Source organism: Paenibacillus tyrphae (assembly GCF_024158745.1).
In the GTDB taxonomy this organism is placed as follows: domain Bacteria; phylum Bacillota; class Bacilli; order Paenibacillales; family NBRC-103111; genus Paenibacillus_G; species Paenibacillus_G tyrfis_A.
In genome coordinates this window covers 27169-53896 of record NZ_JAMZAW010000009.1, presented here as the reverse complement: position 1 = coordinate 53896, position 26728 = coordinate 27169, and the positions used below count along the sequence as shown (strand labels likewise).

Sequence of the window (26728 nt, the reverse complement as noted above, 5' to 3'; positions counted from 1 at the left end):
CAGACTAAAGGTCATGACAAGTTTTAAAGCTATTCAATGGAAGATTTCATTCCTCATTTGGTTAAGTTTACAAACTCCACAGGGGCTTTCCCCTTTGCTTAATCTCGCCATATAGATAATAAACTTGCCGCTACTTGTGGTACGGTTCACCGTAACATTGCAATGGCGAAACTATTCTTGCTCAAATCTGTGTAACAACGCCAGTGCATCTTCATGATCAGGCTCATGTTTTAAGAACATTCTAGTGTAATTCAAAGCATCTTCGTCTAATTCTAACTCAAAGCAACAAATAGCTAGACAATAATATACAGTGGATACGATGTTCTCTTGATCTTCATATATTGATATTTCTAAAAACCATTTGGAGTCCCCGTACATTTCCATCTCAAACAGTAACAATCCAGCCTCAAGTGCGATGTCATAACGCTGCTCCATTACGTAGTACGACGACCACATAAGCTGTATACCCCGAAAAATATCCTGCTTTTCCTGATCATTTGCATCTAGTAACAGACTAGAGACCTGCTTCGTGCTCTGAATGAAGAACTCCGCGTCATATCCACCTAAACGCCAAAAACTTAATATTTGCTGAAGTTCCATGCTATCTAGATTGAGATCTACCCACTCCTTCAAGCTAAAAAATTCGTCCGGACCAAAGCGCTCAATAAATCGACGATAAGCTAATCTTGTCTGGATGTAGCCCATCGGTGTATCCATATTGATAATACAACCAATATTTATATTTTTATAATGATGCGGGGGAAATAACGCGAGGGCTCCTTTCTGTTCCATAACTTGCTGAATCGCATGGTAGTTTGCCGTTAAAGAAAAACTTCCATGAAGGATCAACTCCGGTGGTTCCGCGAATTTCCAATTTTCAAGTAAATGATCCCCTTTGTCTGCTGTTATTAATAGAAATCCCTCCTGCGACATCTGGTTCAAACGTTCTAAACAAGTTAATCCGGCGACTGGATATAAAATATGCGAATCTTCCAATTGTTCCTGATATAAGGCTATGACATCACGATAAGGATAAGTTTCTTGCTCATACTCCGGCGCCCGCCGATGCTTATAATGTAAAGATATTTGATCAAGTAATTCTGATGGTTTAAGTGAATCCTTAAGTTCAGGATACTCAATGAAAACATCAGCTTCATAAATTTTACCTTCAGCCACATAAAGCAGCTCTTGCGGAATACTATCAAAAAAATAGTTAGCCACAATGACAAAAGGCTGTTTTAAATCTCCTTTACTAATGGTTGCGTCTGATACAATCAAATTCAGAACCGTGTCATGAACAGCATCAAATCGCGCAAAATCGAGTATTCCTTTAGCAATAAAAGCTTGTAGAGCTGGATGACCCTTCCATGCCAACACATTGTTCATCGCCAAGTCCGTCATGATATATCGAAACGAAGGTAACGTTATCCCTGCATAGTCAATCAACTGACATAACTCGTGTAACACATGGAAAGCAAAACGCCCCGCTCCTGCTCCAAGCTCCACAATAAGAACAGGCTCTGAGCTATCTTCCTTATTTGCCCGGTCTTGAAGAAAGCCGAATATCATTTCTGCATAGGCCGCAGCGATCATTGGATTGCACGTGATATATTGAGGAACTTGGTCGTTGTTCCAAGCCTTCAATCCTTCTTGTTCATAATATTCCCTCTGAATATTCCATATAGGTGCTTCACTAAAACGGTAACGTTGTTTATTATGAATTGTCATTTAAACGATTTCCTGTCCTCTGGAAGTTATTCGATTCCTGTATATTTATTTTCTCTAACCTACGTCTATAATAACCTTTAATGCACTCCATGCCCCTCGCACTAATTAACAAAGAGCCCTATTAGGAGGGGCTCAAATTTGTTTTACGTATCGTTTATCCTTATTTGTATAACACTTTATCTATATTGTATCTGGCCTTGAGTTCGTTAATAATAAATGTTTCATAAATTTCTCTATGAACGGGGTCCTCGACAATACAAACCTCGATTTTGGTAACTTCGCCCCTGTAATTTTTCATGATGGATACTGTATCTTCAAAATGTTTTTTGATTCGGGGTCTTAGCTTTCGTGCTTTCCCAACGAATAGGAGTTCATCCCGATCATTGTAAAACATAAAAATCCCCGCTTTATCTCTTGAAATCAGGTGAAAATCCGTAAACCCATAAATATTGCTTAACTCAGGGTCTTTCTGTTTGTGTATGGTGACATCCGGTGTTGGAATCGTTATTTGTATCATGTACATTCACTCCCTTTTTATTATTAATTCCTTATTGGTATAACCTATTATTACAACTGCCTATACTCTTACTTGTCGCGGTCGTCATGTTGATTTAGGATCGCCGTCTCGAGCGGCGGCCGGAACCTCCGAAGGTTCCTTTTCTGCCAGCAGAGTCGTTTTGAGTAGCGCCTTCGCGATGGCCGCGGGTGACGCTGGTTCTGATCTCCCCAACTGTCGTCGGAGTCGACTCATTAATTGTCATCGGATACGGATGATCCCCAATCACCGGAATCTTCTGCTTGATCAGCTTCTCGATATCTTTCAGATAAGGAATCTCCTCGTACTCGCAAAACGAAATCGCTATTCCGCTTAATCCCGCTCGTCCGGTGCGGCCGATCCGATGCACATACGTCTCCGGGATATTCGGCAAATTGTAGTTAATGACGTGCGACAGCTCCTCGATGTCGATGCCCCGGGCCGCAATGTCTGTCGCCACCAGCATGCGAGTCACACCTTGCTTGAAGTTATTCAGCGCAGCTTGGCGGGCGTTCTGCGACTTGTCGCCATGAATCGCCTGCGCGGTAATCGTCGCCTTCGTCAGGCCCCTCACCAGCCGGTCCGCGCCATGCTTCGTACGGGTGAACACAAGCGCGCTCTCGATCGACTTGTCTTGTAGCAGGTCGATCAACAGCGGCAGCTTGTTCGGCTTGTCCACAAAGTAGAGTGTCTGCTTGATCCGTTCCGCCGTCGAGGAAACGGGCGTAATTTCGATTTTCATTGGATTCGTCAGCAGTGAGTCTACCAGAGACGTGATCTCGGGCGGCATCGTCGCCGAAAAGAACAGCGTCTGTCGTTTGGCAGGCAGCTTGGCTATGATCCTTCTCATGTCGTGAATGAAGCCCATATCTAGCATGCGGTCTGCTTCGTCCAGCACGAGAATCTGCACGTGACGCAGATCGGCGAACCCTTGGTTCATCAGGTCGATTAGTCGGCCCGGCGTCGCTATCAGAATGTCCATGCCTTGCTCCAGCGCCTGCTCCTGTGCTTTTTGCGAGACGCCGCCTAAAATCACGGCACTTCGCAGATTCGAAAAGCGTCCGTAAGATTTAAAGTTGTCGGATATCTGAATGGCCAGCTCTCGCGTAGGCGTCAGGATCAGCGAACGAATGACGCGCTTGCCGCTCGGTCGTCCCTGCTGCGCGCTCAGCAGTTGGATAATTGGAAGCAAGAACGCCGCTGTCTTGCCGGTCCCCGTCTGAGCGCAGCCGAACAAATCTCGGCCCGCCAGCACCGGCGGAATTGCTTGCTCCTGTATGGGAGTGGGCTGTCTATAATTTTCCTTGGCCAGCGCTTTAAGAATGGGGGGAATCAGTTTCAATTGTTCAAATGTCATAAAATCTCCTTCGTCATGCCACCGTCGATGCGGAAGTTTCACTTCTTGCATTATACACCAGATATGAGGTGGCGCACTGCATTCTCTGTAAAACGGCAATTTCTACTTAAAATGTATAGACGGAATCCTTAAGAGCGACCCCTGGTTTTTGGGCTTCCCTGTTTATCATAAAAATTTGCGTCACTTATGATACGGTTCCCCCCGCATAATCTTAAACGCCCGATACACCTGCTCCACCAGCACCAGCCGCATGAGCTGGTGCGGCAGCGTCATGCGTCCGAACGACAGCTTGAGGTCGGCGCGCGCAAGCACTTCGGGGGCGAGGCCCAGCGAGCCCCCGATAACAAAAGCCACGTGGCTGCGCCCGTACGTGGCAAGGTCTTGCACCTGCCGCGCGAGCTCCTCGCTCGACAGCGGCTTCCCGTCGATGGCAAGCGCCACGACGTAAGCATCGGCGTGCAGCTTCGCGAGAATGCGCTCGCCCTCGCGCTGCTTCACCTGCACCTCCTCCGCGGCGCTCATGGATTCCGGTGCCTTCTCGTCCGGCACCTCGACGATCTGTACCTTGGCATACGGGCCCAAACGCTTGACGTACTCGGCGATCCCCTGCACCAGATAAGTCTCCTTCAATTTCCCTACTGTGATAATCTGAATATTCATCCGCTTGCTCTTCCTCTCTCGTCTACCCTTTACTTGTCTCATTCGAGGTGTCGTGAAATTTCCTTCGCCTTCTCATTGTTCTCTCCAAAGAAACTTTAACTTAACAAGAAACAAATGTGATATTATGTAAATTGAACTATATTATTACTTGAAAGAAGGTAAAAGCAATGGCCCATAACCGCATACCTGCCATTCTGGCCGCTTCTTTCGCAGCTCTAACACTCGCTGCTTCTCCAGTCGCTACAGCGCCAAACTTGGGAAACGCTCCCGTCTCAAGTGAACAAGTAGCCACTCCAACTGTACCTGTTATTGTCGGCAAGCCCCAAGGTCAGAATAACCTTACCATAACCTTTGTTGATCAAGCGTTAAAGGGAAATGACTCTACGCTTCTTACTCCCCAAGGTAATCTAACGGAGCGGTACGTCTATTCAACGTACTCCGTTCCTTATAAAGTTATTGAAGACGGTAATGACAATGTCGGGCCAAGGGAACAAGATTCCTTCTTGTGCAGCGCCCCAAAAGGCGGCACTAGTACCATTGTAAATCCGGTTGAGGTTCGCGCCAACGTCCAGATTCAATCTAGCGTAGGAACTGAACTAAGAAAACTCATCAATCTCGTATGGACTAATCAGACAAACGGTTCATTCAAGCACATCTATTCCAAAACAAAATGCACGGCTCCGGAATCCGTTCATAACCATCGTGATTACTACGGTGCGATCCAGTATGATTTAGGAACAACCGTTGTGAATCGAACCGACGTTTACCATGTATATAGCGGAGATCGAATCCTCTATACTGCCTCCTATAGCCGCGGCCAACAAACAGTTTATGCCAAAATCCCCAAAGCCGTTGAATACGCTGGAGACTTCTACCTCTAAAATCACAGCCGCTACACCATAACCAGCTATAAAAAAGGAAGGCCGCACCAAGCCAGCCCTCCGACAATCATTCTATGTTATCTCCATACCTCGACAAACTCCTACACAACCAAGAAGCGCCCCGGCTCGGCACACCGTTCGCAATGCGGAGGCGGGTCCCAGCCCGTAAACTTCACTTCCTCCAAGTCCACAATGTCCGGCGCATCCTCGTATTCATCCACGAACATATCGATGGCAAGCTCCAGATGCTCTTTGCAAACTACGTGCATAAGATAAGACCCCTTTTTCTTTTAACCCTAATAAAATCGCACATCGTTTCGCTTCTATACGGCTCTGCTTTCATTATTCCCCAAAAGCGGCCGCGACTTACAGTTTTCCCTGATCCATTAGCGGTCCTTCAGCTCAGCCAGCGTGACCTGAACCGTATTCTTCTTCGCTCCCCGATAATACGTGACGGCGAGTTTTTCTCCGATCTTTTTGTGCCCGTAAATGTATTTCCGCAGCGCCAGCGTACCGTCGACCGGCTTGCCGTCCAGCTCCACAATCACGTCGCTGGTTTTGAGCCCTGCGTCCTTGCCCGGACCGACGGCGTCAATTACCAGGACGCCTTTCTTGACGTCCGACGGCAGCTTCAAGCTTTCGATGCCCGCATACGCCTGTAGATCCTGCGTCACCACGCCGATGTAAGGGCGCTTGATTTTATGATCCTTGATCAACGTGTCGATGATCGATTTGGCCTGATTGATCGGGATCGCGAAGCCGAGACCCTCCACGCCCATATCGGCGACCTTGAGCGTGTTGATGCCGACGACCTTGCCGTCCAGATTCACGAGGGCGCCGCCGCTATTCCCTTGATTGATGGCCGCATCCGTCTGGATGACCTCCATCTCCCAGTCGAACTCGCCGTCCTTCCCAAGCGATACGGGAATCGTCCGTTTGGGCCAGCTAATAATACCCCGGGTCACCGTCGGCGCATACCCGAGCCCGAGCGGATTGCCTACGGCTAACGCCGTTTCTCCCGGCTTGAGCGTATCCGAATCGCCGAATTCGGCGACCTGCTTGATCCCGCTTCCGTCAATCTCCAGTACGGCCAGATCCGTAATCTGATCGCGCCCGACCAACGTCGCCTTACGGCGCTCGCCGGTGATCGTGATAACGTCCAGCTGCTGGAACCCTTCCACGACGTGGTTGTTCGTCACAATGCGCACCTGATCCCCTGCCCGGGCAAAAATAACGCCCGAACCGAGACCCACCGCGCCGCCGCGCGCGTTTTCCTTCTCTCCCTCTCGGCGGGAGCCAATAATGCTGACAATCGTCGGCGATACCTTCGCTGCCGCGCCTACCACCGAATCGCTCGTCAGCCGCTCGGCATCGACGCCTCCGCTGGTCGCCGCTCCCGGAGACGGCGCGGCCATCACCGAAACCGCCTGCGGTATCACATCGTGCCCTGCCTCCCGATCGAACAGCATGAACAAGGCCGCCGTGACAACGGCGCCTCCAACGGCCGGAAGCAGCCACGTCGGCAGCCTCACACCGGACCGGCCGGGCGGCAAGCGCCAAGTCTCCCTTCGGGGTGCCTTCGTCGAATAAAAATCGTCGTCAAACAAACTCACCGCTGCCGCCCCCTGTTCCATCCCGCTCCGCACCCCACACGAGGCCGAAAAATCTGCTATATCCATTGTACCTTAAAATCTGGCAATCTCAAAAACTAAAAAAGAGGAATGATTTCCCTAAAGCTAGACTAGAATAAGAACATAAGCCTGCACCCGATCAAGGAAGGATGATGGAGATGTCGAACCGCCGCATATCGTCCCATCTGGATGAAGTCGCTTGGATCGCCAAGCTCGCGGACCTCAAGGAAGACCATTACCGAAACTCCCTTTTACTGGGAGCCATTCTCGAGCTGCTGCTGGAAAAAGGGCTGCTCACCACACAAGAATTAGCTGCCAAAATCCACACGCTGGAGGCGTCCGATCAGTCCACACTCCCGACCGGCATTGGCAGCCGTCACCGACATTAAGGCCGTACACCGCGGATCGCCGAAAAAACGGAGCTTTCCCAGCACACTATCAGCAAGCTTCACTTGAGCCGCGTCAAAGCCGCCCCTGCGATTCACCATGCGCCATCCTGCTCAGACCGCTTATGTACAGCGCTTAATCCGACCCGATCCTTATTTGCGGCTCCAAAAGCATTCTATCCCCGCTCCCTTGTCCCGGGAACGGCTAATCGTCCTTCAACGCGTCCCACTCCGTCGCCCGGTCATGATACGTGTCCATCAGCTTGGCGCGGTGATCGTCCGGAGCGAGCCGCTCCTCTACCATACTATTCACGGTCAGCCTGGCCAAATCCATCAGGTTATGGTCCCGGCTGAGATGTGCGAGATACACCCGCTTCGTCTTCGCCGTCATGACATCGACGAGGCCGATCCCGGCCGCTTCGTTGGACAAGTGGCCGACATCGCTCAAGATGCGCCGCTTGATGTTCCACGGATACCGGCCCATCCGCAGCATCTCGATATCGTGGTTGGACTCCAGGACGAGCACGTCGCTGTCCTGAATTTTCTCCTTCACCTTGGAGCTCATGTAGCCGAGATCCGTCGCTACGCTCAGCTTTTCTTCCTCGTGATAGAAGCAGTAGCCGACCGGCTCGGCCGCATCGTGCGAAATGCCGTACGATTCCACCTGCAGCGAGCCGAATTCGAGCATTTCCCCCGTCTTCATCACGCAGCGTTTCTCCTCCGCAATCTCGCCGATTTGCCGGTCGAGCTCGGCCCATGTCTTCTCATTGGCATAGACGGGCAAGTCGTATTTGCGCGCAACCGCGCCCAGCCCTTTAATATGGTCGGCATGCTCGTGCGTCACCACAATCGCATCCAGCTCGCTGGCCGACATGCCCCGTTCCTTCAACAGCTGATCTATCTTTTTCGCGCTGAGCCCGGCGTCGATCAGCACTTTGCCCTCCTCGGTCGCAACGACCGTGGCGTTGCCCGTCGAGCCGCTGCCCAGCACACAAAACCGTATCCCCATGTTCAAAACTCCTTAGCCGCTTACTTTTTGCTCTTCTGCGGCCCTTCCACCGCACCGTTCAAAGCATGAACGTAATACACGTCTCCGTCCGCATTCCCCAGCGACACCCGCCAGGACGGCCACATATTCAACGTCTGCGAATTGTACACCTGTCCGTGATAGCCGAGCCGTACGCTCGTAATGACCGCACCCGACGGCAAATAGTTCTCGATCAGACTCCGCAAAGCGATGTAGGCGGTAATGACCTTCTGTTCCTTCTGCTGCCCGTCGGACTGCACTTCCACATAACCCTGCTGGTAGGAAGTGATTTGCCCGTTTTTCTCGAACAGCCTCAGCTGCACGTCGAACATCGGAAGCGTGCCGTACAACTGGTGAAACACATAAGTACCGCCAAGACTCGTCATCGGATCGAATTGGTACGACTCGATCTTCGGAATTCCCGTTCTCGCCAGTACGTCCCGGAACGAGCCCTTGCTGATCAACGGATCGAATTTGAACGGCGCCGCCAGCGGCACCGCCTTCTCCGGATTGAAATTATCGTCGAACCGGACGACAATCTCCCGCAGCTTCGGCACATCCTTCGGAATATCCGGCGGCACCTGTATATTTTTACTCTTCGACAGCCTTTGAATCTCCTCCGCCGCTCCGATCGCGTTCGCTTCCAGATCGAGAAGGTCCGCACGGCTGGACCACAGCTGGATGCCGAGCACCACGTTCAGCAGCAGGAAGGACAATATCAATATCGTTTTAGCCCGTCCCCATTCCACGCCGGCATCCTCCTTAGTCCAAAAATTCGTACGTACCGTCTTGCAGCTCGGCCACCCAAGCAGGAACAAGAATCATTGCCTGCTCCGTCACGACCATGCGGTAAGCCGGGAAGATCGAATATACCCGCGCCTTTTTGGCGAACGCAGCCAGCTTCTGCTCCAGCGGCTCTCCGCCCGCCAGCTGCACCTCGGTACGGACGGCGCTTCGGAAATCGGGGGTCATCAGCGAACGATCGTAGCTGGCTACGATGCCCTTTTGCAACGAAATTCTCATAAAGCCCGTATTCTCGTTCCGCGTATTGATGACTGGGTACGAATCGTAGTACTGCCGGAACACATACTGCTGATTGCCCGGCAGCAGCCGCTGCGGCACCTTCTGCACCCCGTACTTGCCGTTCCATCCCCCATGCTGGTTGATGAACTGCACGGCCGATAACAAGCTCTCACGCAAATCGACCTTGTTGTTCTCCGTCGCAGCCACCGGATCGGTATACGTCATCCAGTGCTGCTCGTTTCTCAGCTTCAGCCCGCGCTTTCCGTCCGTATAAATCTCCGAGCCGTCCCGCTCCGTCACATTGCGCGTCAGCGTCGGATCGACAAAAAACGTGCGCTTCAATTGATCCGCCGTAAACTGCGTATACGTCATCTTGAGGCTCGGGATCGCCAGCGGCTTCATCGGCAAATAATAGTCCCCGACCACCGGCTTGTAAGGGGTGAACGTTTCATCCGCCTGTACGAACTTCTCAATGTCCTTCACCGTAAAGTCGGCTTTGATCGCTTCATATGCCGTATTCGCCGTATCCGTAAACAGAATCGCTTTGACCTCGTTCGTATCCTTGGCAAAAATCCAAATGCGCGTAATCAAGTCGTTCTCGCCCTGCAGATCGCCCTTCAGCTGCATGACCTCCTGCAGAACGTTCATCGGTAGCCCGTCGCGGAACCGGATCTCGACTCCCTGCTGCTTATTCCGCACATCGTCCCAGTTAATGCCGAGCGAAGTGACGCTCGTCTTCCGGAACCCTTCCAGAAACCGCTGCTTCAAAATCTCCATCACTTCATTGTACTTCAAAGTGTTCGGGTAGAGCACCGTATGCTGCTGGTTGCCCAGATGCAGCACCAGTTGGTCCGGAAACAGCATATCCTTCAGGGACGCATGGGTGCCGAGGATGTCGGTTTTCACGTATTCCTCCGGCTTGACCGGGTCGAATTTCGGGTAGCTGTAAGCCAGTAGGTAGCTTTGCAGCAGGCTGAGCAGCACCAGCAGCGTCAGCGCGGCGGTTTTCAGTTTCTCGATCATACGGCCGCCTCCTCCTGTTGATACGGCAGCGTGAACGTTACCCGCGTCCCTTGCCCGAGTTCGGAATCCAATTGAATGGTGCCTCCGTGCGCCTTCACTATTTCCCGGGCAATCGACAAGCCGAGACCAGTCCCGCCCATGCTGCGGGAACGGGCTTTATCTACCCGGTAGAAGCGTTCGAAGATCCGGCTCAAATCTTTGCGCGGAATCCCGATGCCGTTATCCTGGACGGAAATTTCCAGCACGGCGTGTTCTCTCCGGCCCGCGTGAATGCGGATATGTCCGCCTTCCGGCGTATATTTGATCGCATTGGAGACCAGGTTGTCGAGCACTTGGTCGATCCGGTCGCGGTCCAGCATAATTTCGTCTACATGCTTCTCGACGTCGATTTCGATGGCGATCATGCGCTGCTCCAGTTGAAAAGAGAAACGGTCCGCCACTTCCTCAAGCATCTCGGTCACATCCGTCGTTTCCTTGCTGATAATCGCCTGCTTCGAATCGAGCCTGGACAGCTGCAGCAGGTCCGTGACGAGCCGGATCATCCGCTCCGTTTCGTTCCTCGCCACATTGACGAACTTGCCCGCAAGCTGCGGCTCCTCCAGGGCCCCGTCCTCCAGCGCTTCGAGATAGCTCTTAATCGTCGTAAGCGGCGTCCGCAGCTCGTGCGATACGTTCGCTACGAATTCCCGGCGCGCTTGTTCGAGCTTCTCCTGGCCGGTGACATCCTGCAGCACCGCAATCGTCCCTGCGGAGCCTTTGCCCTTGCTGTGAATCGTCGTATACGTCACTTTGACGAACAGCGGATCTTCCTCGGCCTCATGATACAGGTGAAGCATCGTCGAATGATCCTCCGTGCCTTCCAGCACCTGCATCTTCTCCTGCTGCATCCCGAGCAGTTCGCCAAGCGGCATGCCGAGCGTCGTATCCTCGTTGACCTGCAGGATCTGCTTCGCCCGCCGGTTGATCACAATGACGCGCCCATGGTCGTCAGTGGCGATCAGCCCGTCGTTCATGTTCGACAAGATCGAAGCGAGCTTTTCCTTCTCCTCTTCGTTAAGGGATAACGCCTCGCGCAGCCGCTCCATCATGAAATTGAACGTATTGCCGAGCTGACCGATCTCATCCTCGCCCATCACCCGAATTTTTTCCTCGTACTCGTACCGCCCTTCGGCTACGGCCGTAGCCTGTCTCGTAATGGCCTTGATCGGATTTGTAATCGTAGACGACAAAATCACGCCGAGCCCCGCCGTAAGCGCGAGCGCGATTAACGTGCCGGAGATGAAGAAGTTGTTGATCTGGGTCAGCGTTTTGTAGACATCGTCCATCGAAGCAATGATGTACACGGCGCCGAGCACCTTGACGCCCGAGCCGATCGGCTTGGCGATAATGATTTTGCGGACGCCGTCGAAGTCGGTGAACAGACGCTGGTTATCCTTAATCCCCTGCAGCGCCCGCGTCACCTCAGTCTGCGTATTTTTACTGTTCACAACCGATTGGTTCATCGGCCTCGTCGTCGTAAGCACGACACCGTTCGCATCGATAATCTGGATTTCCGCTTTGCTCGTCGCGAAGAGGCTGTTTACAAAATCGTTCAGATCGGCATACGATTTCTTGGTCGTGTCCGAGTTTTTATTTTCCTGATTTTCCGTCAGGTACGTCTCTGCATACTGCGCAAGAAGCTGCGCTTGCGAGTTCCGGTTCTCGATAAACTCGTTTTTGAGCGACGTTTCCAGCGTCTTAATAAAATAAACCCCGATGAGCTGGAGCGCGACCAATATCAGCAGCAAATAAATAATAATCAGCTTGGCTTGAATCGATTGGAAGAAACGGATCGGTTTCATCGGCTCGGCCTCTGCTTAGTAGCCGCCGGCGCTTGCTTTCGAATTGCGCATCATGTACCCAAGTCCGCGCCGGGTAATAATGTACTCGGGACGGCTCGGGTCGTCCTCCAGCTTCTCGCGCAGTCTGCGGATCGTCACGTCGACCGTCCGCACATCGCCGAAATATTCGAAGCCCCATACCGCTTGAAGCAGATGCTCGCGCGTCATGACTTTGCCGCTGTTCTTGGCCATGTACTGCACCAGCTCGAATTCCCGGTGCGTCAAATCGAGCGGAACGTCGTCCTTATACACGACATACATGTCCGTATCGATAAACAAGCTCTGGATACGCAGCCCTTGCCGGGCTTCCTCTTCGTTAGGCTGCGCTTGGGCTGCCGTCGGCACCGCCGACTTCGTATGTCGGCGCAAATGCGCTTTCACTCGGGCCAACAGCTCACGTGTGCCGAACGGCTTCGTCACGTAATCGTCGGCTCCAAGCTCCAAGCCGAGCACCTTGTCGATTTCGTTATCCTTGGCCGTCAGCATGATGATCGGCGTGTTCAGCTTCACCCTTACCTCCCGGCAGACGTCCATACCGTCCTTGACCGGCAGCATCAGGTCGAGCAAAATCAGGTCCGGGTCTTCGGAATAGGCAAGATCCACGGCCGCTGCACCGTCATAGGCGCAGATAACCTCGTGGCCTTCTTTTTCCAAGTTGAATTTCAATATATCGGCAATCGGCTGTTCATCGTCAACGACGAGAATTTTGGCCATGCTTCGTTCACCGCCTGTCAGAGACTGCGTTGCATCCGTACTACGCTCCTTGCTTCGCGAGGTCGAATGTCAACGATATCCTATCCATGGTAAGCTATTCTATTATTTTACCACATCCTGAAGCAAAAAGAGACACGGAAGCCCAGGTTTCCTGCGACTTCCATGCCCCTCTATCTCTCTAACCGTCTTATTGGTTCAAATATTTGAGCGGATTTTCCGGCGTCTCGCCCTTTTGCACCTCGAAGTGCAGATGAATACCCGTCGAATTTCCGGTGCTGCCCATGTAACCGATCTTCTCGCCCTTCTCGACGATCTTGCCGACACTCGTATCGATCTGGCTCAAGTGGCCGTACAGCGTGCGGTAGCCGTTCATATGGTCGATGATAATGCAGTTGCCGTACCCGCTTTTCTCGCCGGCAAACACGACTTTGCCGTTATCCGACGCCATAATGTTGCGGTTGCCCGTCAAATCGACACCTTTATGGAACGCGCCCCAACGGGTGCCGAACGTGCTTGAAATCGATGCCGACAGGACCGGCCAAGCGAATTTACCCGTTCCTTCGCCTTTGATCACTTTGGTGCCTTTCTTCACGACGGCCTTGACCGGCTGTTGAACGATCTCTTCGCTTAAGACCGTCTCCGCCTCGAGCAGGCCGTTTACTTTCGTAAGCTGAAAGGTCATTTTCTTGAGACCGTTCTTGCCTGGACTCAATACCTCGGACTCGCCGAGACGCATGTTGTCATCCTGCTTCACTTCGGTCTCGTAGGCAATCTCTTGATTTTCCACCACTTTTTCGACCGTCCGCACGGCAAGCGTCGGCTTCAGAACCGTCAAGTCGAGCTGCTGGCCGACCTTGATCATATCGTCGGTGATCGTGGGATTGTTCTGATAAATAACCTGCTTCGGAATATTCAGCTTCTGCGCGATACACGAGACACAATCGCCCTTCTCCACCGTATATTTGGTCGGCTGAACATCGCCAGTCTCCAGCTTTTTGCGCAAATCCTCCGGATTCGCCAGCTGATTCGGCTCAATCTTCACTTCCTGAAGATCGACCTTTTGCACGAAGTCCGCTTTTTGCAGCTCCGTTTGCACCGGTGTACCGGCCGCGGGCGACGCCGACAAGATGCTTACGCGCCCCGACGTTTTCTTCGTTTGCATGGAGGCGATCGCATTGTTCTTGATTTGGTCCAGCACCGTCTTCGCCGCCGCTTCGTCCTTCACGATCCCCATCGGCTTGCCGTCTACCACAAGCTGCACGCCGACCGGGTACGAGGAGAAATAGCCGCTGAGCTTATCGAGCACGGCTTGATCCTCCGTATTGTGATTGAAAACCCTTTCAGGGGTTAATTCGAGCTTCGGTTCCGTAACAACCATCCGAAGATCAGACTCGCTCTTGGACAACTGCTCCCGCTTCTTTTGCTTATATTCCTCGACCTTGGAAGGATCGGATACGATCCCGATCAGATCTCCGTTCGCATATACCTGATAATAATCGTTCATATTGGCTTCAACCAATTCATGTCCACTAACAACAACCGCCGCCATCAAGCCTAGCGCAGAGACCGATTTAATAACCATCCATTTATGTAAAATGATTCGGTTTTTCATCCGTTCAAGCGCTGTCGCTCCCGGTACTTCCGACACCGCCGCTGGCTTTACGCTTTTATCCAAGCTATTCGACCGATCCGCAGGCCTTGGAGTGCGAAGCTTGTCCAATAGGCCTTTGAGTCGATCCGCTCCTTTGAAAAATTTCATTTTCTTCTCCTTTTAAGCCGTTTTTTGCCGCATTCGAACCTCAGCTTCCCCCGGCCTTATGACCGACGGATGCGATGCTTCTCCTGATGACACGTTTCTTCTCTCTAAGTCTATAGTCTCATGTTGTCTGGGCGTACGTTCTCAGGTTCGCTTACGATGTGCACATAAAAACACTAAAAAAAGGGACAATAACCCAAAGGGTTTAAAAACCACTTTATAAATTTACCACATTAACTTTGCCGATTTCAACAAAATCGTATCTCATCCCACATTTCAGCGGAGAAATTGACAGGAGTGTGAAGACAATCGATGGAAAATTTTACGGCGGCTTTCCGAAGCGAACATGACCTGCAGCAAGCCGTGGATGCACTGCGGAAGCAGGGCGTCGTCGATCTCCAGATCGAGCCGGGGGTGGAGCCGCATCAGCCGATGCCAATGTCCCTTCTGGGCGGCGGACTATCTCATTTGTCAATAGCCGAAAGTCCCGGCTGCTTGCTGCAGGTCGTTGTCGAATCATCGCGAATTCGACAAGCCGAAGACACGGTGACCCGCTTCGGGGGATCGATTGAATAGAGGTAAACTGAACGAGAAAAAAATAAACGCCCTGCGCGCGTCAGGGCGTTTGTGCATGTTGAGAAAGGGGTTTTTAAAAAATAGAGATACATACGGAGGTGGGGTATCCACTGGAGAAGCGATAGCGGCCGCCTTTGTCTTCGGGAAATGTCCGCTGCTAAGCAGCTTCCAATCAAGATTTCCCGATGACAACAGCGGTCGGAAGTGGATACCCCACCCCTTTCGTAACCCTCTATTACCGCATACGACCACTTTCTCAATAACCGCAAAACGCCCTGCTCTCGTCAGGGCGTTTCCTTTTGAATTAAATCCATCAGCTGCTTATACTCGTCGGACTTCAACGATTTTTGGAGAAGCCGCTCGATTTCCTTCAGCTCGGCGGCCGTAATGCCGTCCTCCATCAGCTTGGATATCGTCTGCATGTCTTCCTGCGGCACGCGCGAGACCATCAAGGAAAAGATTTTCGCCTTATCCGCTTCGGACAACTGCTCCTTCTTCTTCGTCACTTCCTCGCTCGAGACCACGACCTTCCGTTCCTGCTCCGTGAGACTGTCCTGCTTGCCGCTTGTCTTCCCCGATTGGCGGCTCCAGACAGCCACCGCATCCTCCGGCACCCTATAAGGGTCGTCGTTCGCCTTGCCGCTGCCTGGAGCCGTCGTTTTGCCGTCCGTCTGCGTGCGTTCTTTCGTGCCGGTTTCCGAGGAGGAAGGCGTATTGCCGGCCGGAGGCACGGACACCGCCAAGTCTTTGGGCTTCGCGGGTATGCTACTCCCACCTCCCGCTCCAAGCCCCAGCTGCGCCGTAAAACGGCTCATGAAGGCGCCCCATTCGATCTTTTGACCGGCCGGACGCGGAATATGATATTGGTCGAGCAATAAGTCCACATAAGTATTGGCAGCGGCGAACGTCAGCGCCACACAGCAAAGCGAGGTTATCGCCGCACTGACCGCCAGCTTGGCGATCCCTATCAGCCATTTCATCCCGGACATCTCCCATCTTGCCTTCTGCTACTCTATTCACAGTATTGACCTTTTTCTGGGAAACCAACCGGGGACGCCGGGGAAAAATGCAAATGCGGGCATGAAAAACCCCTCGCCACCGTCATCAATCAAGGACGGTTCGAGGGGTTGCCTATTTCATCTTCCGAATTAATAAATCGGATTCACCAGATTCGTCTGCTCGCGGTTGCGGCCAACCGAGAAGATCGCGATCGGAATGCCCGTCAGCTCAGACACACGCTCGACGTAACGTCTGGCGTTCTCCGGCAGATCCTCAAGTTTGCGGACGCCGGACAAGTCTTCGTTCCAGCCCGGAAGCTCTTCGTACACCGGCTGGCACTCGGCCAGCATTTTCAAGCTTGCCGGGTAGTGACTGATCGTCTCGCCGCGGTACGTATACGCGGTGCAGATTTTGACCGTTTCCAGACCGGCGAGCACGTCGAGCGAGTTCAAGGACAAGCCCGTGATGCCGCTCACCCGGCGGGCGTGACGGACGACGACGCTGTCGAACCAGCCGACGCGGCGCGGTCTGCCGGTTACCGTGCCGTACTCGTTACCGCGCTCGCGAATCCAGTCGCCGGTTTCGTTCATCAGCTCGGTCGGGAATGGACCGTCACCTACGCGCGTCGTATACGACTTGGCAACGCCGATGATTTGCTGAATTTTCGAAGGACCGACGCCCGAACCGATGCAGACGCCGCCTGCCGAAGGGTTCGACGAAGTGACGAACGGGTACGTTCCTTGGTCGATGTCGAGCATGACGCCCTGCGCCCCTTCGAACAGCACCTTCTTGCCGGCGTCGATCAGGTCGTTCAAAATGACCGACGTATCGGTTACGTAAGGACGAAGCTGCTCGGCGTATCCGAGGTATTCCTGAATGATCGAGTCCGCGTCGATTCCTTTGGAACCGTACACTTGCTCGATCAGCGTGTTCTTCTCGGCGACGAGCCGGCGCACTTTGCTCTCGAATTCTTCCGCATCCATCAGATCGGCAATCCGTATGCCGTTGCGCGCCGCTTTGTCCATATAGCAAGGGCCGATCCCTTTGCGGGTCGTGCCGATTTTGTTATCGCCTTTGCGCTCTTCTTCCAGCCCGTCGAGCAGCAAATGATACGGCATGATGACATGCGCGCGGTCGCTGATGCGCAGGTTCTTCGTTGTGAAGCCGTTCTCGTGAATATAGCGGATTTCTTCAAGCAACGCACCCGGATTAATAACCATCCCGTTGCCGATGACGCATACTTTATCTTCATAAAAAATGCCGGAAGGAATCATCGTCAGCTTATACTTTTTATCGTTAATGAGAATGGTGTGTCCTGCGTTGTTCCCGCCCTGATAGCGCGCGACAACCTCAGCGGACTCTGCCAGAAAATCGGTAATCTTTCCTTTTCCTTCGTCTCCCCATTGGGTTCCGACAACCACTACCGTTGACATCTTCACTACCCCCGTGAGGTGGGAAACCACCTAATATTAGCCTTTACGGTGCAACGCACCATGACTAGTTTAGCAGTTGACTAGCGCAAAGTCAATAAAAACGAACAATTATAATCCTTAGCCCAGCATTGTTCGGAAAACATCGACAAACCTTTCCTGACACAAAAAAACGGCACCTGCGCGTATTCTACCGCAGGATGCCGTCCTTTATGCTATCCTAAACCAACTTCCGCAAAAAATGTTCCCCGTGCAACAAACCCCACCCCGGGAAGCTCTAAGCCGTTAACGTGCCATCGCCATCTCCTGATGCGACCGGTCGAGATTGACGAATTTGTTGTAATTTTTGAGAAACGCCAATTCCACCGTGCCGACCGGGCCGTTCCGCTGCTTGGCGATAATGATCTCGATGATGTTCTTCTTCTCGGATTCCTTGTCGTAGTAGTCGTCCCGGTACAGGAACGCCACGATATCGGCATCCTGCTCGATCGAACCGGATTCCCGAAGGTCGGACATCATCGGCCGCTTGTCCTGCCGCTGCTCTACGCCCCGGCTGAGCTGCGACAGCGCAATGACCGGCACGTCCAGCTCACGTGCGATTTGTTTCAGTGTCCGCGAAATTTCCGATACTTCCTGCTGCCGGTTATCGCCCTTGCCGCGGCCGTGAATCAGCTGCAGGTAATCGATCAGAATCATGCCGAGGCCCTTCTCTTTCTTCAGCCTGCGGCACTTCGCCCGGATGTCCGCCACCGTGACGGACGGCGAATCGTCGATGTAGATGTTCGCTTCCGACAGCGATCCGATCGCCATCGTCAGCTTCTCCCAATCGTCCGGCTCCAGAAAGCCCGTCCGCATCCGGCCAGCGTCCACGTTCGCCTCCGCACAGATCATCCGCTGTACGAGCTGGGCCGCGCCCATCTCGAGACTGAAGATGGCCACGGTTTCCTTCTCCCGTACCCCGACGTTCTGCGCGATGTTCAGGGCGAAGGCCGTTTTCCCTACCGAAGGACGCGCCGCCACAATAATGAGGTCCGAACGTTGGAACCCGGACGTCATCTTGTCCAGATCGGCAAAGCCGGAACGGACTCCCGTTGTACTCCCCTTCTGGTTGAAGAGGAATTCAACCTTATCGAAAACCTCCATCAACACGTCTTTGATGGCAATAAAGCCGGACCCCGATCGTGCCTGCGAAATCTCCATAATCCGCTGCTCGGCGTCGCTGAGCAGCGTTCCCACTTCGTCCTCGCCGGAATACCCGTTCGTGACGATCTGGGTCGCGGCGCGGATCAGGCGGCGGAGCATCGACTTCTCTTCCACGATCTGCGCGTAGTAATCGACGTTGGCTGCCGTCGGCACCGCATTGGCAAGCTCCGACAAATAGCTGATGCCGCCGACTTCCTCCAGCTGCTTCTTATCCTGCAGCCGGGCCGTCAGCGTGATCAAATCGACCGGCTCGTTCGCCTCCGCAATTTCGATCATCGCTTCGAAGATGCGCTGGTGCGAGCCGCGGTAGAAGTCGTCGCTCGTGACCCGCTCCATCGCCGTGACCAGCGCGTCGCCGTCAAGCAAAATAGCGCCGAGCACCGCCTGCTCGGCTTCCAAATTTTGCGGAGGGATGCGATCCATAAACAAACTCTCGTTCATCCGTTATCCTCCCCACTGGATACTGCCTTATAACGACGCAGGAGCCGGCTGCCTTTCACCGCCCGCTCCTGCATGTCATTTCCCCAAAATACCATATAATATCGGTCTAGCCGATCTATTCTTCCACCACGTGAACCTTCAGCTTGCTGGTCACTTCCGGATGCAGCTTGACGACCACCTCGGTCACACCGAGCGTGCGGATCGGCTCATCCATCACGATTTTGCGCTTATCCAGCTTGATCCCCTGCTTTTCCAGTGCTTCCGCTACCTGCTTGTTCGACACGGCACCGAACAACCGACCGTCCGCTCCAGATTTTGCTTTCAGCTGAACCGTCAGCTCGCCGAGCTTCTTGCCGAGCTCCTGCGCGTCCGCTTTCTCCTGCGCTTTTTTACGATCCTCGGCCTTCTTCTGCTGCTCCAGCGTCTTCATCGCCGAATCGCTGGCCGGCGCGGCCAACTGCTGTTTAAATAAGAAATTCGTCGCGTAGCCTTCGGAAACCTCTTTCACTTCGCCTTTCTTTCCTTGACCTTTGACGTCCTTCAACAAAATGACTTTCATTCGAACAACCCCTCCTCCGCATGAATCTCGCTAAGTATCTGCTTTAACCGCTGCGTGGCTTCTGCAAGCGTACCTTCCAATTGCGTAGCCGCATTGGTCAAATGGCCGCCGCCGCCCATTCGCTCCATCACGACCTGGACGTTCATCTCGCCGAGCGACCGCGCACTGATGCCGATCAAGCCGTCCGGCCGCTCACTGATGACGAACGACGCCATAATTCCTGTCATAGTTAACAATGTATCAGCAACTTGGGCAATGAGCAACTGTGAATATTTACGTCCCGGCTCATTCACCGCAAGCGCAATATGGTCGAAGATCACGACGGCGTTCTTGATCACGTCCGCCTTCTGAATGTAATGCTCCAGATCTTCCTTCAGCAGCCGCTGGATTAACGAAGAATCGGCTCCGCTCCGCCGCAGGAACGACGCGGCTTCGAACGTCCGCGCGCCCGTACGCAGGCTGAAGCTTCTCGTATCGACCATGATGCCGGACAGCAGCGCCGTCGCCTCCAGCACGCCCATCGTCAGCCGCTCGTGGAAATATTGCAGCAGCTCCGTCACCAGCTCGCAGGTAGATGAAGCGTACGGCTCCATATAGACGAGCGTGGCATCATGGATGAAGTCCTCGCTGCGGCGGTGATGGTCGACCACCACTTTGCGCGGCGTGAGCTGCAGCAGCCGCGGCTCCGGCGTCATTGAGGCCCGGTGCGTATCGACAATGACGGCAAGCGTGCGCGAATTCGTAATCTGCATCGCCTGATCCGGCGTAATGAACCACCGGTTCAGCTTCTCGTCCTCGTATACCGTCTCCATCAGCTTCTGGATGGACGGGTTGATCCCTTCCAGCACGATATAGCCTTCCTTGTTGCTGACATGCGCCATCTTCAGCACCCCGATGGCCGCACCGATCGCATCCATGTCCGGCATCCGGTGCCCCATGATGACGACCTTATCGCAATCTTTAATCAAGTCCCGCAGCGCATGGGATATGACCCGGGCCCGCACCCGCGTCCGCTTCTCAATCGCATTCGTCCGGCCACCGTAGAACGACAGCCGCTCCCCGACCTTCACGGCCGCCTGATCACCGCCTCGCCCGAGCGCCATATCCAAGCTCGTCTGCGCCCAATGGCCGAGCTCGGTGAGCGACGATGTGCCCGAGGCGATACCGATACTCAGCGTCATCGGCAGCTTGTTCTCGATCGTGATGTCCCGCACCTCGTCGAGAATCTCAAAGCGCGACTGCTCGAGCGCCTTCAGCCCTTTTTGGTCCATCATGATCAAATAACGGTCCGACGCCGTCCGGCGCAGGTACATTTGATGCTTTTGCGCCCATTCGGTGATCTCGCCCGTCACTTTGGCCATCATGATGCTGCGCGTCTGATCGTCCAGCCCCTGCGTCGCCTCGTCAAGATTGTCCATCATGACGATGCCGATCGCCAGCTTCTCTTCCTCATAGCGGAGCTGCAGCGATTTCAGCGCCGTAATATCCGTAAAATAAAGCAGCCGCTCATCCGGGCGGACCTGCACTTCATAAATCTGCTTGTCGATCGTCATCTCAAGCTTGAGCTCTTTGTCCTTGCGGGTTTTGAGCACGGGAAACATCTCATTGACCGACTCGCCGATCAGCGAATCTTTGCCCAGCATTTTCGCGACGAACGGGTTGTGCCATTCAATGATCTTGTCCTCGTTATACAAGAGAATCCCCAACGGCAGCTCGTGGATGACCTCGCTCCCCGCCCGCTTGACCCGATGGGACAGCGTACTGACGTATTCGTTCAATTCCTTACGGAACGCCTGTTCCGCCTGCAAGGTGTAGTACCCCAGAATGCCGCACAGAACCAGCGCGATCACGCTGATGATCCACGAGTACAAGAAAAGAATGAGGATCAGCACCGTGAGCAGCGCAAAAATCCATACGATATGCATTCCGTGCCAACGCTTCAACAGGAACTTCGGCATTTCATTCGCTCCTAATCCCTAAGATAAGTCATTTGCTGGTCATTCGGTCGCGGATCGGAAAGGCTACGTCGAAGACGCCCAGCAAGCTGAACATAAAGTAAGCCGGCGGGAAGAATAGCAGAAGAAGAATGCCCACAATCGGCAGCGTTTTGTTCCATCGTTTTACATGTGCAACAAAAAATAAAAAAGCTATCGCCTGAATCGCAAACGCCGCCATCAGCAGCGGAAGCAGGTTGAGAAGCACGGTAAAGATCATCGATCGCGAATCCTTCACGAACATCTCCAGAATGAGCGCAAGCAGATACAGCCAGACGAACGATTTAGGCAACATCCAATCCTTAATCGGTTTAAACGCCGGAATCGACTCGCCGGAGCGTACCAGCACCTTGCGCGCCAGCCAGTGCGATATGACGACGTAGAACAGCGAAAAGCCGATCATATACAGCGGCAGCATCTGTACCATCAGCTGCACCAGAGTGTCCATATCGATAGCCATGAGGCCTTGCACCTGAGCCGGCAGCGTCTGCACGCTCTCCATCATAAACCGTTTCATGTTTCCGACTGGATTCAGGCCGAACATGGAGCAGACGACCAGAGTGAGCAGCAGTTCGCCAAGCAAGGTAAGCGTTCCTGCCGTAATCACCGTTCGCGCCGCGGCCCGCTTTTTGTATAGATTGCCCATTTGAATGACCGGCGGCAGGAAAAAGATCGATACCGAGACGAGCAACGCCCCGAGCCATCCGGCCAGCAGCGAGGCGACGAAATACACGACAGCCAGGCTAACGATGTAATGAACCAAAAACCGGCGGGTTCCGAGCTTCACATACATGATCAGCACCGGCACCATCAGCAGAGCGGCCGTAATCAAGCTCAGCGGCGGCAAAAAGATCGATAAAAGCAAAAAGATATACGCAATGCTCCACCCGAGCATACGCGGTTTTTGGGTTCCTTCCAAGCAGTTCACCTCTTACGCAAATGATCTTCCACAGCGGATATGTCGCCATACCACTCTTCCAGTTGATGTCCTTCTTCGCGGTGTTTTTTCATTTTCTCCAATACCGCCTCGTCCAAACTGCGCGAAGAGATGCCAAGCCGTCTTCCCAGAATATAGCAGCAGGCGATAAGACTGGACAGCCCGTCAACGATTTTGGCATGGCTGCCTTCCCACATGCCCTTCAGCAGATGAGCCAGCTGATCGACCAGTTCGGTTTTGAGCCATTCGATGATTTTGGCCCGTTTCGCCAAATCAACGTCACGATCCAGATTGGACATGGCCGCTTCTCCCCTTACCCAGACGCTTTAGTTAATTATAACACATTTTTACACCTTTTGTTCCGACTGCCACAGCTTGAAGCAATAATCGATGATTTCGCGGCGGCGAATAATGCCGATAAACACCTCGTTGTCGTCGAGCACCGGTACGAAGTTCTGGTTGGTAGCCAGCGTGATCAAATCCTGCATCTGCTGGTTAATTCTCACCGGATGGATCGTCATATGCTGCGGCACGTCTTTGAGCTGCACCTTATGCGCATGCTCGAAGCCGATCTCCGGCGAATGCTTCAGCTTCCAAAGCAAGTCCCCTTCCGTAATCGTTCCGACGTACTTGCCGTGATCGTCCACGAGCGGAACAGCCGAATACCGGTGATACTCCATGCGCTCCAACGCCTGACGCATCGTATGATGAGGGGAAAAATAAATGACATCGTCCTTCGGGACAAGGAAAAATGCAATATTCAACGGATCTCCCTACTTTCCTCTTACTTGACCCCCGAGGCCGGGCGGTCCTCCCTTCCATCATATCATGATACGAGCCCCGAAGAAAAATCGTGCCGGAGGCGCCGGGATAAGCAAAAACCACAAGCCTTTGAGCCTGTGGTTCGCGCCATTTACATGTAAAGCTGATCGTAATCTTCCGAATGAAAACTGTATAATTGCTCTGCCGTTTCTCCTGAACCGGGACATAATTGCGCCGGATGATCGAACTTGAAAACGCGCTGCAGCGCCTGTTCCACGTGCTCCCCAAGTCCGCTTCGCTTGAGCAGCTGCATATACTCGAAATCACGGATCCCCCGCTGCATCCACTTATAGCGAAGCGACAGCAGCGGTCGCCCCCCTTTGCCGGGATAGACGAAGTTCGTATCTCCCGCCTTCCACATCGCAGGCCGGTAAGATAGCTTTTCGAGCGGATGGTCCGGCCAAACCGTATAATTCCACCGCAAAAAGCCGTCCATCCGCAGCCTTTCCGCCAACCAAGGGATGACCCTCGATTCGATCGCCGGCGAGCTGATAAACGTATTCGGCTTGTCCGGCACGCAGCAGACGTAATACATCATCCGTCCTTTGGACTCCGACCGTACCTGCATCAGCTGCTCGAACTCGCCCGCCGCGCAGTCCAGAATCGGCACATAATCGACGATGCCTTGGACCCCTTTGCGAATAAATTCGCTTTGATGAATCGCCGCCTTGTATTGGAAAGAAGGCGCCATCTCCCGAAGACATGCCATCCGCTTGGCGAACAAATCGAAATCCTCCGGCTCGTCGGCTACGACCCGCACCCGGTCGATCCAGCCCTTTTCGATAAAATGCCGCTCCAGCGCCTGCACATAAGCCGCAAGATCGTTTTTGTCGCGGATGAACCTGTAGCTTCCCGCAGCTTCGTCGAAATAACGAACACGAATGGCATCAGGGTAATCTTGTACGATGCTTTCGAAGCCTTCCTCTTCGTGCTCCCAGACGTTAATCAGGCCGAAAATTTCCAGTTCCTCGCGAATGCCGTGCTTCTCTCCAAGCTCGACATACCGGTCCAACCGGGAAAAATCGTACGCGAACTCGCCGAAGCGGCGCTTCAAGACGGGCACGATGCTATATTCGTTTAAATCGGAAGGTTCCGCGTCGATGAACGAGCGCTGGCCGCACCATGGCTCCTCGGATACGATCAGGGTCAGCGCTTTTTGCCCGAGTTGGCCTAAGCTGTGCAGGTAGAAGTCCAAGATCGCAAAATGCTCGTCAGACCAGTAGGCCACATTGTACTTCCGGGCAATATTGCAGTTATGCTGCCACAGGTCCAAGTAAAACGAATAGTCCCGCGGGTCCGGCAGCACGCGGTCGCCGATCGTCAAGCTGAATGTTAGCTCCCGCTCCAGCACCTCGTCCTCGAACATCGAGTGCGCGTAAAACTTCACCTTCCCGCTATACGTTCCGGCCAAGGCCGACTCCCCCGCATGCAGCTCGATCCAAAGCGGTTGAATTTTCCGCTTCTGCACATAGGCATGCCGGTCCTCCAGCAGCACATCGGACTTGAGCGTCCGATCGTCGTCTTCGATCAAGCCGATCAGCCTGACCTCTACCTCACATGGCGCGTCAGTCTCTACCTCGCAGCGTACGATCTTAATCGGGCCGCTTTTGCCCAGGATCGCATCCCTGCCGACAGTGAGCAGGAACTCGTCCCGGTCCGAGCTGACCAGCGCCTGAAACGCAGCGCTATCGCGCTTCTGGCAGCGAAGATCGATATGGGAAGCCGCCGCATCCTTCGCCCCTTGATTCCACCAGTTTGCCGACCATATGTATTTGTAGAACATGTTTTGCAGGCCATAATGCATCAAGGTTCATCGTCCTCCGGTTCAGATTAGGCATGCAGGATCTGAAGAGCATCTTGAAGAAAATATAGAAAAAGACAGTCGGCATAATACCAGCTGTCTTTTTCCATTCTTTCTATTCCGTTGTATAAGGCAGCAGTGCTACTTGACGCGCGCGTTTGATCGCAACGGTCAGCATACGCTGATATTTAGCGGAAGTACCTGTCACACGACGAGGAAGAATCTTACCGCGCTCGCTGATGAATTTCTTGAGCGTTTCGATGTCTTTGTAGTCGATGTGCGTAATTTTGTTAACCGTGAAGTAGCACACTTTCCGGCGCTTGCCGCCTTTTTTGCCGCGACCGCCGAACTTTCTTTCGCCGCGCTCTTCCGGATTACGTCTCTCTCTTTGTTCCACTTGTTTTCAGTCCTTTCTACGTAGATTGTCCTACCGCTCTATCGCTAGAACGGCAAATCATCATCGGAAATGTCGATCGGTCTACCGTCATCCTGGAAAGGATCCTGTTGTTCGCGTCCTCCGCCGTAGCTTCCGCGGTTCCCGCCGCCACTGTTGCTGTTGCCGCCGCCGCTCATGCCCATACCGCTATCGTCGCGGTTTGCGCTGTTCGCGGATTCCAAGAAACGCACATTGTCCGCAATGATCTCCGTCACATAGACGCGACGACCTTCATTGTTGTCGTAGTTGCGTACTTGAATACGGCCTTCGACTGCAGCCAAACGCCCTTTGCGAAGGTAGTTTGCGCAAGTCTCCGCAAGCTGGCGCCAAGTTACGACCGGAATGAAATCCGCTTCCCGCTGCCCTTGGTTGCTTGTGAAGGGGCGGTCTACCGCAAGTGTAAACTGGGTTACAGCTACACCTGCCGGCGTATAACGTAATTCGGGATCACGTGTTAGCCTTCCGATCAGAATTACACGATTCAACATCCGCATTCCCTCCCGGATCGTTGCAACGGCCGCATCGTCTGACGATGCTCGTTGTCAACTAACTCAATTACGGCACGAAGCCTTAAGCTACGTCTCTAACGATCAGGTAACGAATGATTTCGTCGGAAATCTTCATTACGCGGTCAAGCTCGCTAATGACTTCATTAGTTGCGTTGAAATGAACCAACACATAATGACCGTCACGCAGCTTGTTGATCTCATACGCAAGACGGCGCTTACCCATCAGGTCGTGTTTCGTAATTTCGCCACCGTTGTTGATGATGTTTTGGAACTTCTCCACCGTAGCCTGAACAGCTTCCTGTTCCAGGTCAGGACGGATGATGTACATCACTTCGTATTTGCGCATGTTGCCACCTCCTTTTGGACTAACGGCCCCCGAGTCGGCTTGTACCGTCAGGAGCAAGGAGCGAGAATCGATAA

Annotated in this window: 27 protein-coding genes; 3 read left to right on the top strand and 24 right to left on the bottom strand. The window is 53.3% G+C overall.

Annotation, left to right across the window (positions count from 1 at the left end):
* Nucleotides 1–171: 171 nt before the first annotated feature.
* The 4 genes from NI000_RS14760 to rlmH all read right to left on the bottom strand — a co-directional run bounded on the left by NI000_RS14760 (nt 172) and on the right by rlmH (nt 4280).
* The gene (locus tag NI000_RS14760; protein WP_253411740.1) at nt 172–1728 is read right to left on the bottom strand and encodes a tetratricopeptide repeat protein; all 1557 of its coding nucleotides are present in this window, start codon (nt 1726–1728) and stop codon (nt 172–174) included.
* A 160-nt stretch (nt 1729–1888) separates the two neighbouring features.
* The gene (locus tag NI000_RS14755; RefSeq protein WP_036691897.1) at nt 1889–2245 is read right to left on the bottom strand and encodes a nucleotide excision repair endonuclease; all 357 of its coding nucleotides are present in this window, start codon (nt 2243–2245) and stop codon (nt 1889–1891) included.
* Nucleotides 2246–2339: 94 nt separating this feature from the next.
* A complete protein-coding gene (locus NI000_RS14750; protein ID WP_253411738.1) occupies nt 2340–3620 on the bottom strand; it encodes a DEAD/DEAH box helicase in 1281 nt (426 codons plus the stop codon).
* A 180-nt stretch (nt 3621–3800) separates the two neighbouring features.
* The gene (gene rlmH / locus NI000_RS14745) at nt 3801–4280 is read right to left on the bottom strand and encodes a 23S rRNA (pseudouridine(1915)-N(3))-methyltransferase RlmH (RefSeq protein ID WP_054975751.1); all 480 of its coding nucleotides are present in this window, start codon (nt 4278–4280) and stop codon (nt 3801–3803) included.
* Between the two features lie 167 nt (nt 4281–4447).
* On the opposite strand from rlmH, the gene NI000_RS14740 reads away from it, so the two are divergent.
* Complete coding sequence (locus NI000_RS14740) at nt 4448–5161, top strand: hypothetical protein (RefSeq protein ID WP_253411736.1); 714 nt, start codon at nt 4448–4450, stop codon at nt 5159–5161.
* 101 nt (nt 5162–5262) lie between these two features.
* Here the strand turns inward: NI000_RS14740 and NI000_RS14735 are convergent, their stop codons facing one another.
* Both NI000_RS14735 and NI000_RS14730 read right to left on the bottom strand, forming a co-directional pair.
* The gene (locus tag NI000_RS14735) at nt 5263–5430 is read right to left on the bottom strand and encodes a CxxH/CxxC protein (protein WP_010501530.1); all 168 of its coding nucleotides are present in this window, start codon (nt 5428–5430) and stop codon (nt 5263–5265) included.
* Between the two features lie 117 nt (nt 5431–5547).
* On the bottom strand, nt 5548–6774 hold the full coding sequence (locus tag NI000_RS14730) for a S1C family serine protease (RefSeq protein WP_375540975.1): 1227 nt from the start codon (nt 6772–6774) through the stop codon (nt 5548–5550).
* 176 nt (nt 6775–6950) lie between these two features.
* Here NI000_RS14730 and NI000_RS14725 point away from each other — a divergent pair, with 176 nt between their 5' ends.
* Nucleotides 6951–7181 carry a hypothetical protein gene (locus tag NI000_RS14725; RefSeq protein WP_253411732.1) on the top strand — a complete coding sequence of 77 codons (231 nt, stop codon included), beginning with the start codon at nt 6951–6953 and terminating at the stop codon, nt 7179–7181.
* A gap of 202 nt (nt 7182–7383) precedes the next feature.
* On the opposite strand, the gene NI000_RS14720 is transcribed toward NI000_RS14725, so the two are convergent.
* From NI000_RS14720 to NI000_RS14695, 6 genes are all read right to left on the bottom strand, one after another.
* Nucleotides 7384–8187, bottom strand: coding sequence for an MBL fold metallo-hydrolase (locus tag NI000_RS14720; RefSeq protein ID WP_253411730.1), 804 nt, complete (start codon nt 8185–8187; stop codon nt 7384–7386).
* Nucleotides 8188–8207: 20 nt separating this feature from the next.
* A complete protein-coding gene (gene yycI, locus NI000_RS14715; RefSeq protein WP_108532510.1) occupies nt 8208–8954 on the bottom strand; it encodes a two-component system regulatory protein YycI in 747 nt (248 codons plus the stop codon).
* A gap of 13 nt (nt 8955–8967) precedes the next feature.
* Nucleotides 8968–10251 carry a YycH family regulatory protein gene (locus NI000_RS14710; protein WP_253411728.1) on the bottom strand — a complete coding sequence of 428 codons (1284 nt, stop codon included), beginning with the start codon at nt 10249–10251 and terminating at the stop codon, nt 8968–8970.
* On the bottom strand, nt 10248–12092 hold the full coding sequence (gene walK, locus NI000_RS14705) for a cell wall metabolism sensor histidine kinase WalK (protein WP_253411726.1): 1845 nt from the start codon (nt 12090–12092) through the stop codon (nt 10248–10250). The genes NI000_RS14710 and walK overlap by 4 nt, the downstream gene beginning before the upstream one ends.
* Nucleotides 12093–12107: 15 nt before the next feature.
* The gene (gene yycF / locus NI000_RS14700; RefSeq protein ID WP_253411724.1) at nt 12108–12845 is read right to left on the bottom strand and encodes a response regulator YycF; all 738 of its coding nucleotides are present in this window, start codon (nt 12843–12845) and stop codon (nt 12108–12110) included.
* A gap of 187 nt (nt 12846–13032) precedes the next feature.
* A complete protein-coding gene (locus NI000_RS14695; protein ID WP_253411722.1) occupies nt 13033–14604 on the bottom strand; it encodes a M23 family metallopeptidase in 1572 nt (523 codons plus the stop codon).
* A gap of 309 nt (nt 14605–14913) precedes the next feature.
* Between NI000_RS14695 and NI000_RS14690 the strand changes: the two genes are divergently transcribed.
* Nucleotides 14914–15177, top strand: a complete 264-nt coding sequence (locus NI000_RS14690; RefSeq protein WP_253411720.1) for a hypothetical protein — start codon at nt 14914–14916, stop codon at nt 15175–15177.
* Nucleotides 15178–15461: 284 nt separating this feature from the next.
* On the opposite strand, the gene NI000_RS14685 is transcribed toward NI000_RS14690, so the two are convergent.
* The 12 genes from NI000_RS14685 to rpsF form a co-directional block, all read right to left on the bottom strand.
* A complete protein-coding gene (locus tag NI000_RS14685; RefSeq protein WP_253411718.1) occupies nt 15462–16157 on the bottom strand; it encodes a hypothetical protein in 696 nt (231 codons plus the stop codon).
* Between the two features lie 168 nt (nt 16158–16325).
* Nucleotides 16326–17609, bottom strand: a complete 1284-nt coding sequence (locus tag NI000_RS14680; RefSeq protein ID WP_253411716.1) for an adenylosuccinate synthase — start codon at nt 17607–17609, stop codon at nt 16326–16328.
* A 282-nt stretch (nt 17610–17891) separates the two neighbouring features.
* A complete protein-coding gene (gene dnaB / locus NI000_RS14675) occupies nt 17892–19250 on the bottom strand; it encodes a replicative DNA helicase (RefSeq protein WP_025849860.1) in 1359 nt (452 codons plus the stop codon).
* A 115-nt stretch (nt 19251–19365) separates the two neighbouring features.
* Nucleotides 19366–19809, bottom strand: coding sequence for a 50S ribosomal protein L9 (rplI, locus tag NI000_RS14670; RefSeq protein ID WP_253411714.1), 444 nt, complete (start codon nt 19807–19809; stop codon nt 19366–19368).
* Nucleotides 19806–21767, bottom strand: a complete 1962-nt coding sequence (locus tag NI000_RS14665; protein ID WP_253411712.1) for a DHH family phosphoesterase — start codon at nt 21765–21767, stop codon at nt 19806–19808. Before NI000_RS14665 ends, rplI begins: the two co-directional genes overlap by 4 nt.
* 28 nt (nt 21768–21795) lie before the next feature.
* A complete protein-coding gene (locus NI000_RS14660; RefSeq protein ID WP_253411710.1) occupies nt 21796–22722 on the bottom strand; it encodes a DUF2232 domain-containing protein in 927 nt (308 codons plus the stop codon).
* A 5-nt stretch (nt 22723–22727) separates the two neighbouring features.
* Nucleotides 22728–23039, bottom strand: a complete 312-nt coding sequence (locus tag NI000_RS14655) for a MazG-like family protein (protein ID WP_253411708.1) — start codon at nt 23037–23039, stop codon at nt 22728–22730.
* A 48-nt stretch (nt 23040–23087) separates the two neighbouring features.
* A complete protein-coding gene (locus NI000_RS14650) occupies nt 23088–23504 on the bottom strand; it encodes a CBS domain-containing protein (protein WP_253411706.1) in 417 nt (138 codons plus the stop codon).
* Between the two features lie 149 nt (nt 23505–23653).
* The gene (locus tag NI000_RS14645; RefSeq protein WP_253412122.1) at nt 23654–25366 is read right to left on the bottom strand and encodes a DUF4091 domain-containing protein; all 1713 of its coding nucleotides are present in this window, start codon (nt 25364–25366) and stop codon (nt 23654–23656) included.
* Between the two features lie 112 nt (nt 25367–25478).
* Entirely contained in the window at nt 25479–25760 is a 282-nt protein-coding gene (gene rpsR, locus NI000_RS14640) for a 30S ribosomal protein S18 (protein WP_010501571.1), read from the bottom strand.
* Nucleotides 25761–25804: 44 nt separating this feature from the next.
* A complete protein-coding gene (gene ssb / locus NI000_RS14635; RefSeq protein ID WP_253411704.1) occupies nt 25805–26287 on the bottom strand; it encodes a single-stranded DNA-binding protein in 483 nt (160 codons plus the stop codon).
* A gap of 82 nt (nt 26288–26369) precedes the next feature.
* Entirely contained in the window at nt 26370–26654 is a 285-nt protein-coding gene (gene rpsF / locus NI000_RS14630; RefSeq protein ID WP_036691811.1) for a 30S ribosomal protein S6, read from the bottom strand.
* Nucleotides 26655–26728: the final 74 nt, after the last annotated feature.

Coding starts and splice junctions, on each gene's coding strand:
- rpsF (WP_036691811.1), bottom strand. CDS start 26,654: ATGCGCAAATACGAAGTGATGTACATCATCCGTCCTGACCTGGAACAG.
- yycF (WP_253411724.1), bottom strand. CDS start 12,845: ATGGCCAAAATTCTCGTCGTTGACGATGAACAGCCGATTGCCGATATA.
- NI000_RS14710 (WP_253411728.1), bottom strand. CDS start 10,251: ATGATCGAGAAACTGAAAACCGCCGCGCTGACGCTGCTGGTGCTGCTC.
- NI000_RS14665 (WP_253411712.1), bottom strand. CDS start 21,767: ATGCCGAAGTTCCTGTTGAAGCGTTGGCACGGAATGCATATCGTATGG.
- NI000_RS14680 (WP_253411716.1), bottom strand. CDS start 17,609: ATGTCAACGGTAGTGGTTGTCGGAACCCAATGGGGAGACGAAGGAAAA.
- ssb (WP_253411704.1), bottom strand. CDS start 26,287: ATGTTGAATCGTGTAATTCTGATCGGAAGGCTAACACGTGATCCCGAA.
- NI000_RS14645 (WP_253412122.1), bottom strand. CDS start 25,366: ATGCATTATGGCCTGCAAAACATGTTCTACAAATACATATGGTCGGCA.
- NI000_RS14735 (WP_010501530.1), bottom strand. CDS start 5,430: ATGCACGTAGTTTGCAAAGAGCATCTGGAGCTTGCCATCGATATGTTC.
- dnaB (WP_025849860.1), bottom strand. CDS start 19,250: ATGAACGAGAGTTTGTTTATGGATCGCATCCCTCCGCAAAATTTGGAA.
- NI000_RS14755 (WP_036691897.1), bottom strand. CDS start 2,245: ATGATACAAATAACGATTCCAACACCGGATGTCACCATACACAAACAG.
- NI000_RS14760 (WP_253411740.1), bottom strand. CDS start 1,728: ATGACAATTCATAATAAACAACGTTACCGTTTTAGTGAAGCACCTATA.
- NI000_RS14740 (WP_253411736.1), top strand. CDS start 4,448: ATGGCCCATAACCGCATACCTGCCATTCTGGCCGCTTCTTTCGCAGCT.
- NI000_RS14750 (WP_253411738.1), bottom strand. CDS start 3,620: ATGACATTTGAACAATTGAAACTGATTCCCCCCATTCTTAAAGCGCTG.
- NI000_RS14685 (WP_253411718.1), bottom strand. CDS start 16,157: ATGAAATGGCTGATAGGGATCGCCAAGCTGGCGGTCAGTGCGGCGATA.
- NI000_RS14720 (WP_253411730.1), bottom strand. CDS start 8,187: ATGGGGATACGGTTTTGTGTGCTGGGCAGCGGCTCGACGGGCAACGCC.
- NI000_RS14655 (WP_253411708.1), bottom strand. CDS start 23,039: ATGTCCAATCTGGATCGTGACGTTGATTTGGCGAAACGGGCCAAAATC.
- NI000_RS14695 (WP_253411722.1), bottom strand. CDS start 14,604: ATGAAATTTTTCAAAGGAGCGGATCGACTCAAAGGCCTATTGGACAAG.
- walK (WP_253411726.1), bottom strand. CDS start 12,092: ATGAAACCGATCCGTTTCTTCCAATCGATTCAAGCCAAGCTGATTATT.
- rlmH (WP_054975751.1), bottom strand. CDS start 4,280: ATGAATATTCAGATTATCACAGTAGGGAAATTGAAGGAGACTTATCTG.
- NI000_RS14725 (WP_253411732.1), top strand. CDS start 6,951: ATGTCGAACCGCCGCATATCGTCCCATCTGGATGAAGTCGCTTGGATC.
- rplI (WP_253411714.1), bottom strand. CDS start 19,809: ATGAAAGTCATTTTGTTGAAGGACGTCAAAGGTCAAGGAAAGAAAGGC.
- NI000_RS14690 (WP_253411720.1), top strand. CDS start 14,914: ATGGAAAATTTTACGGCGGCTTTCCGAAGCGAACATGACCTGCAGCAA.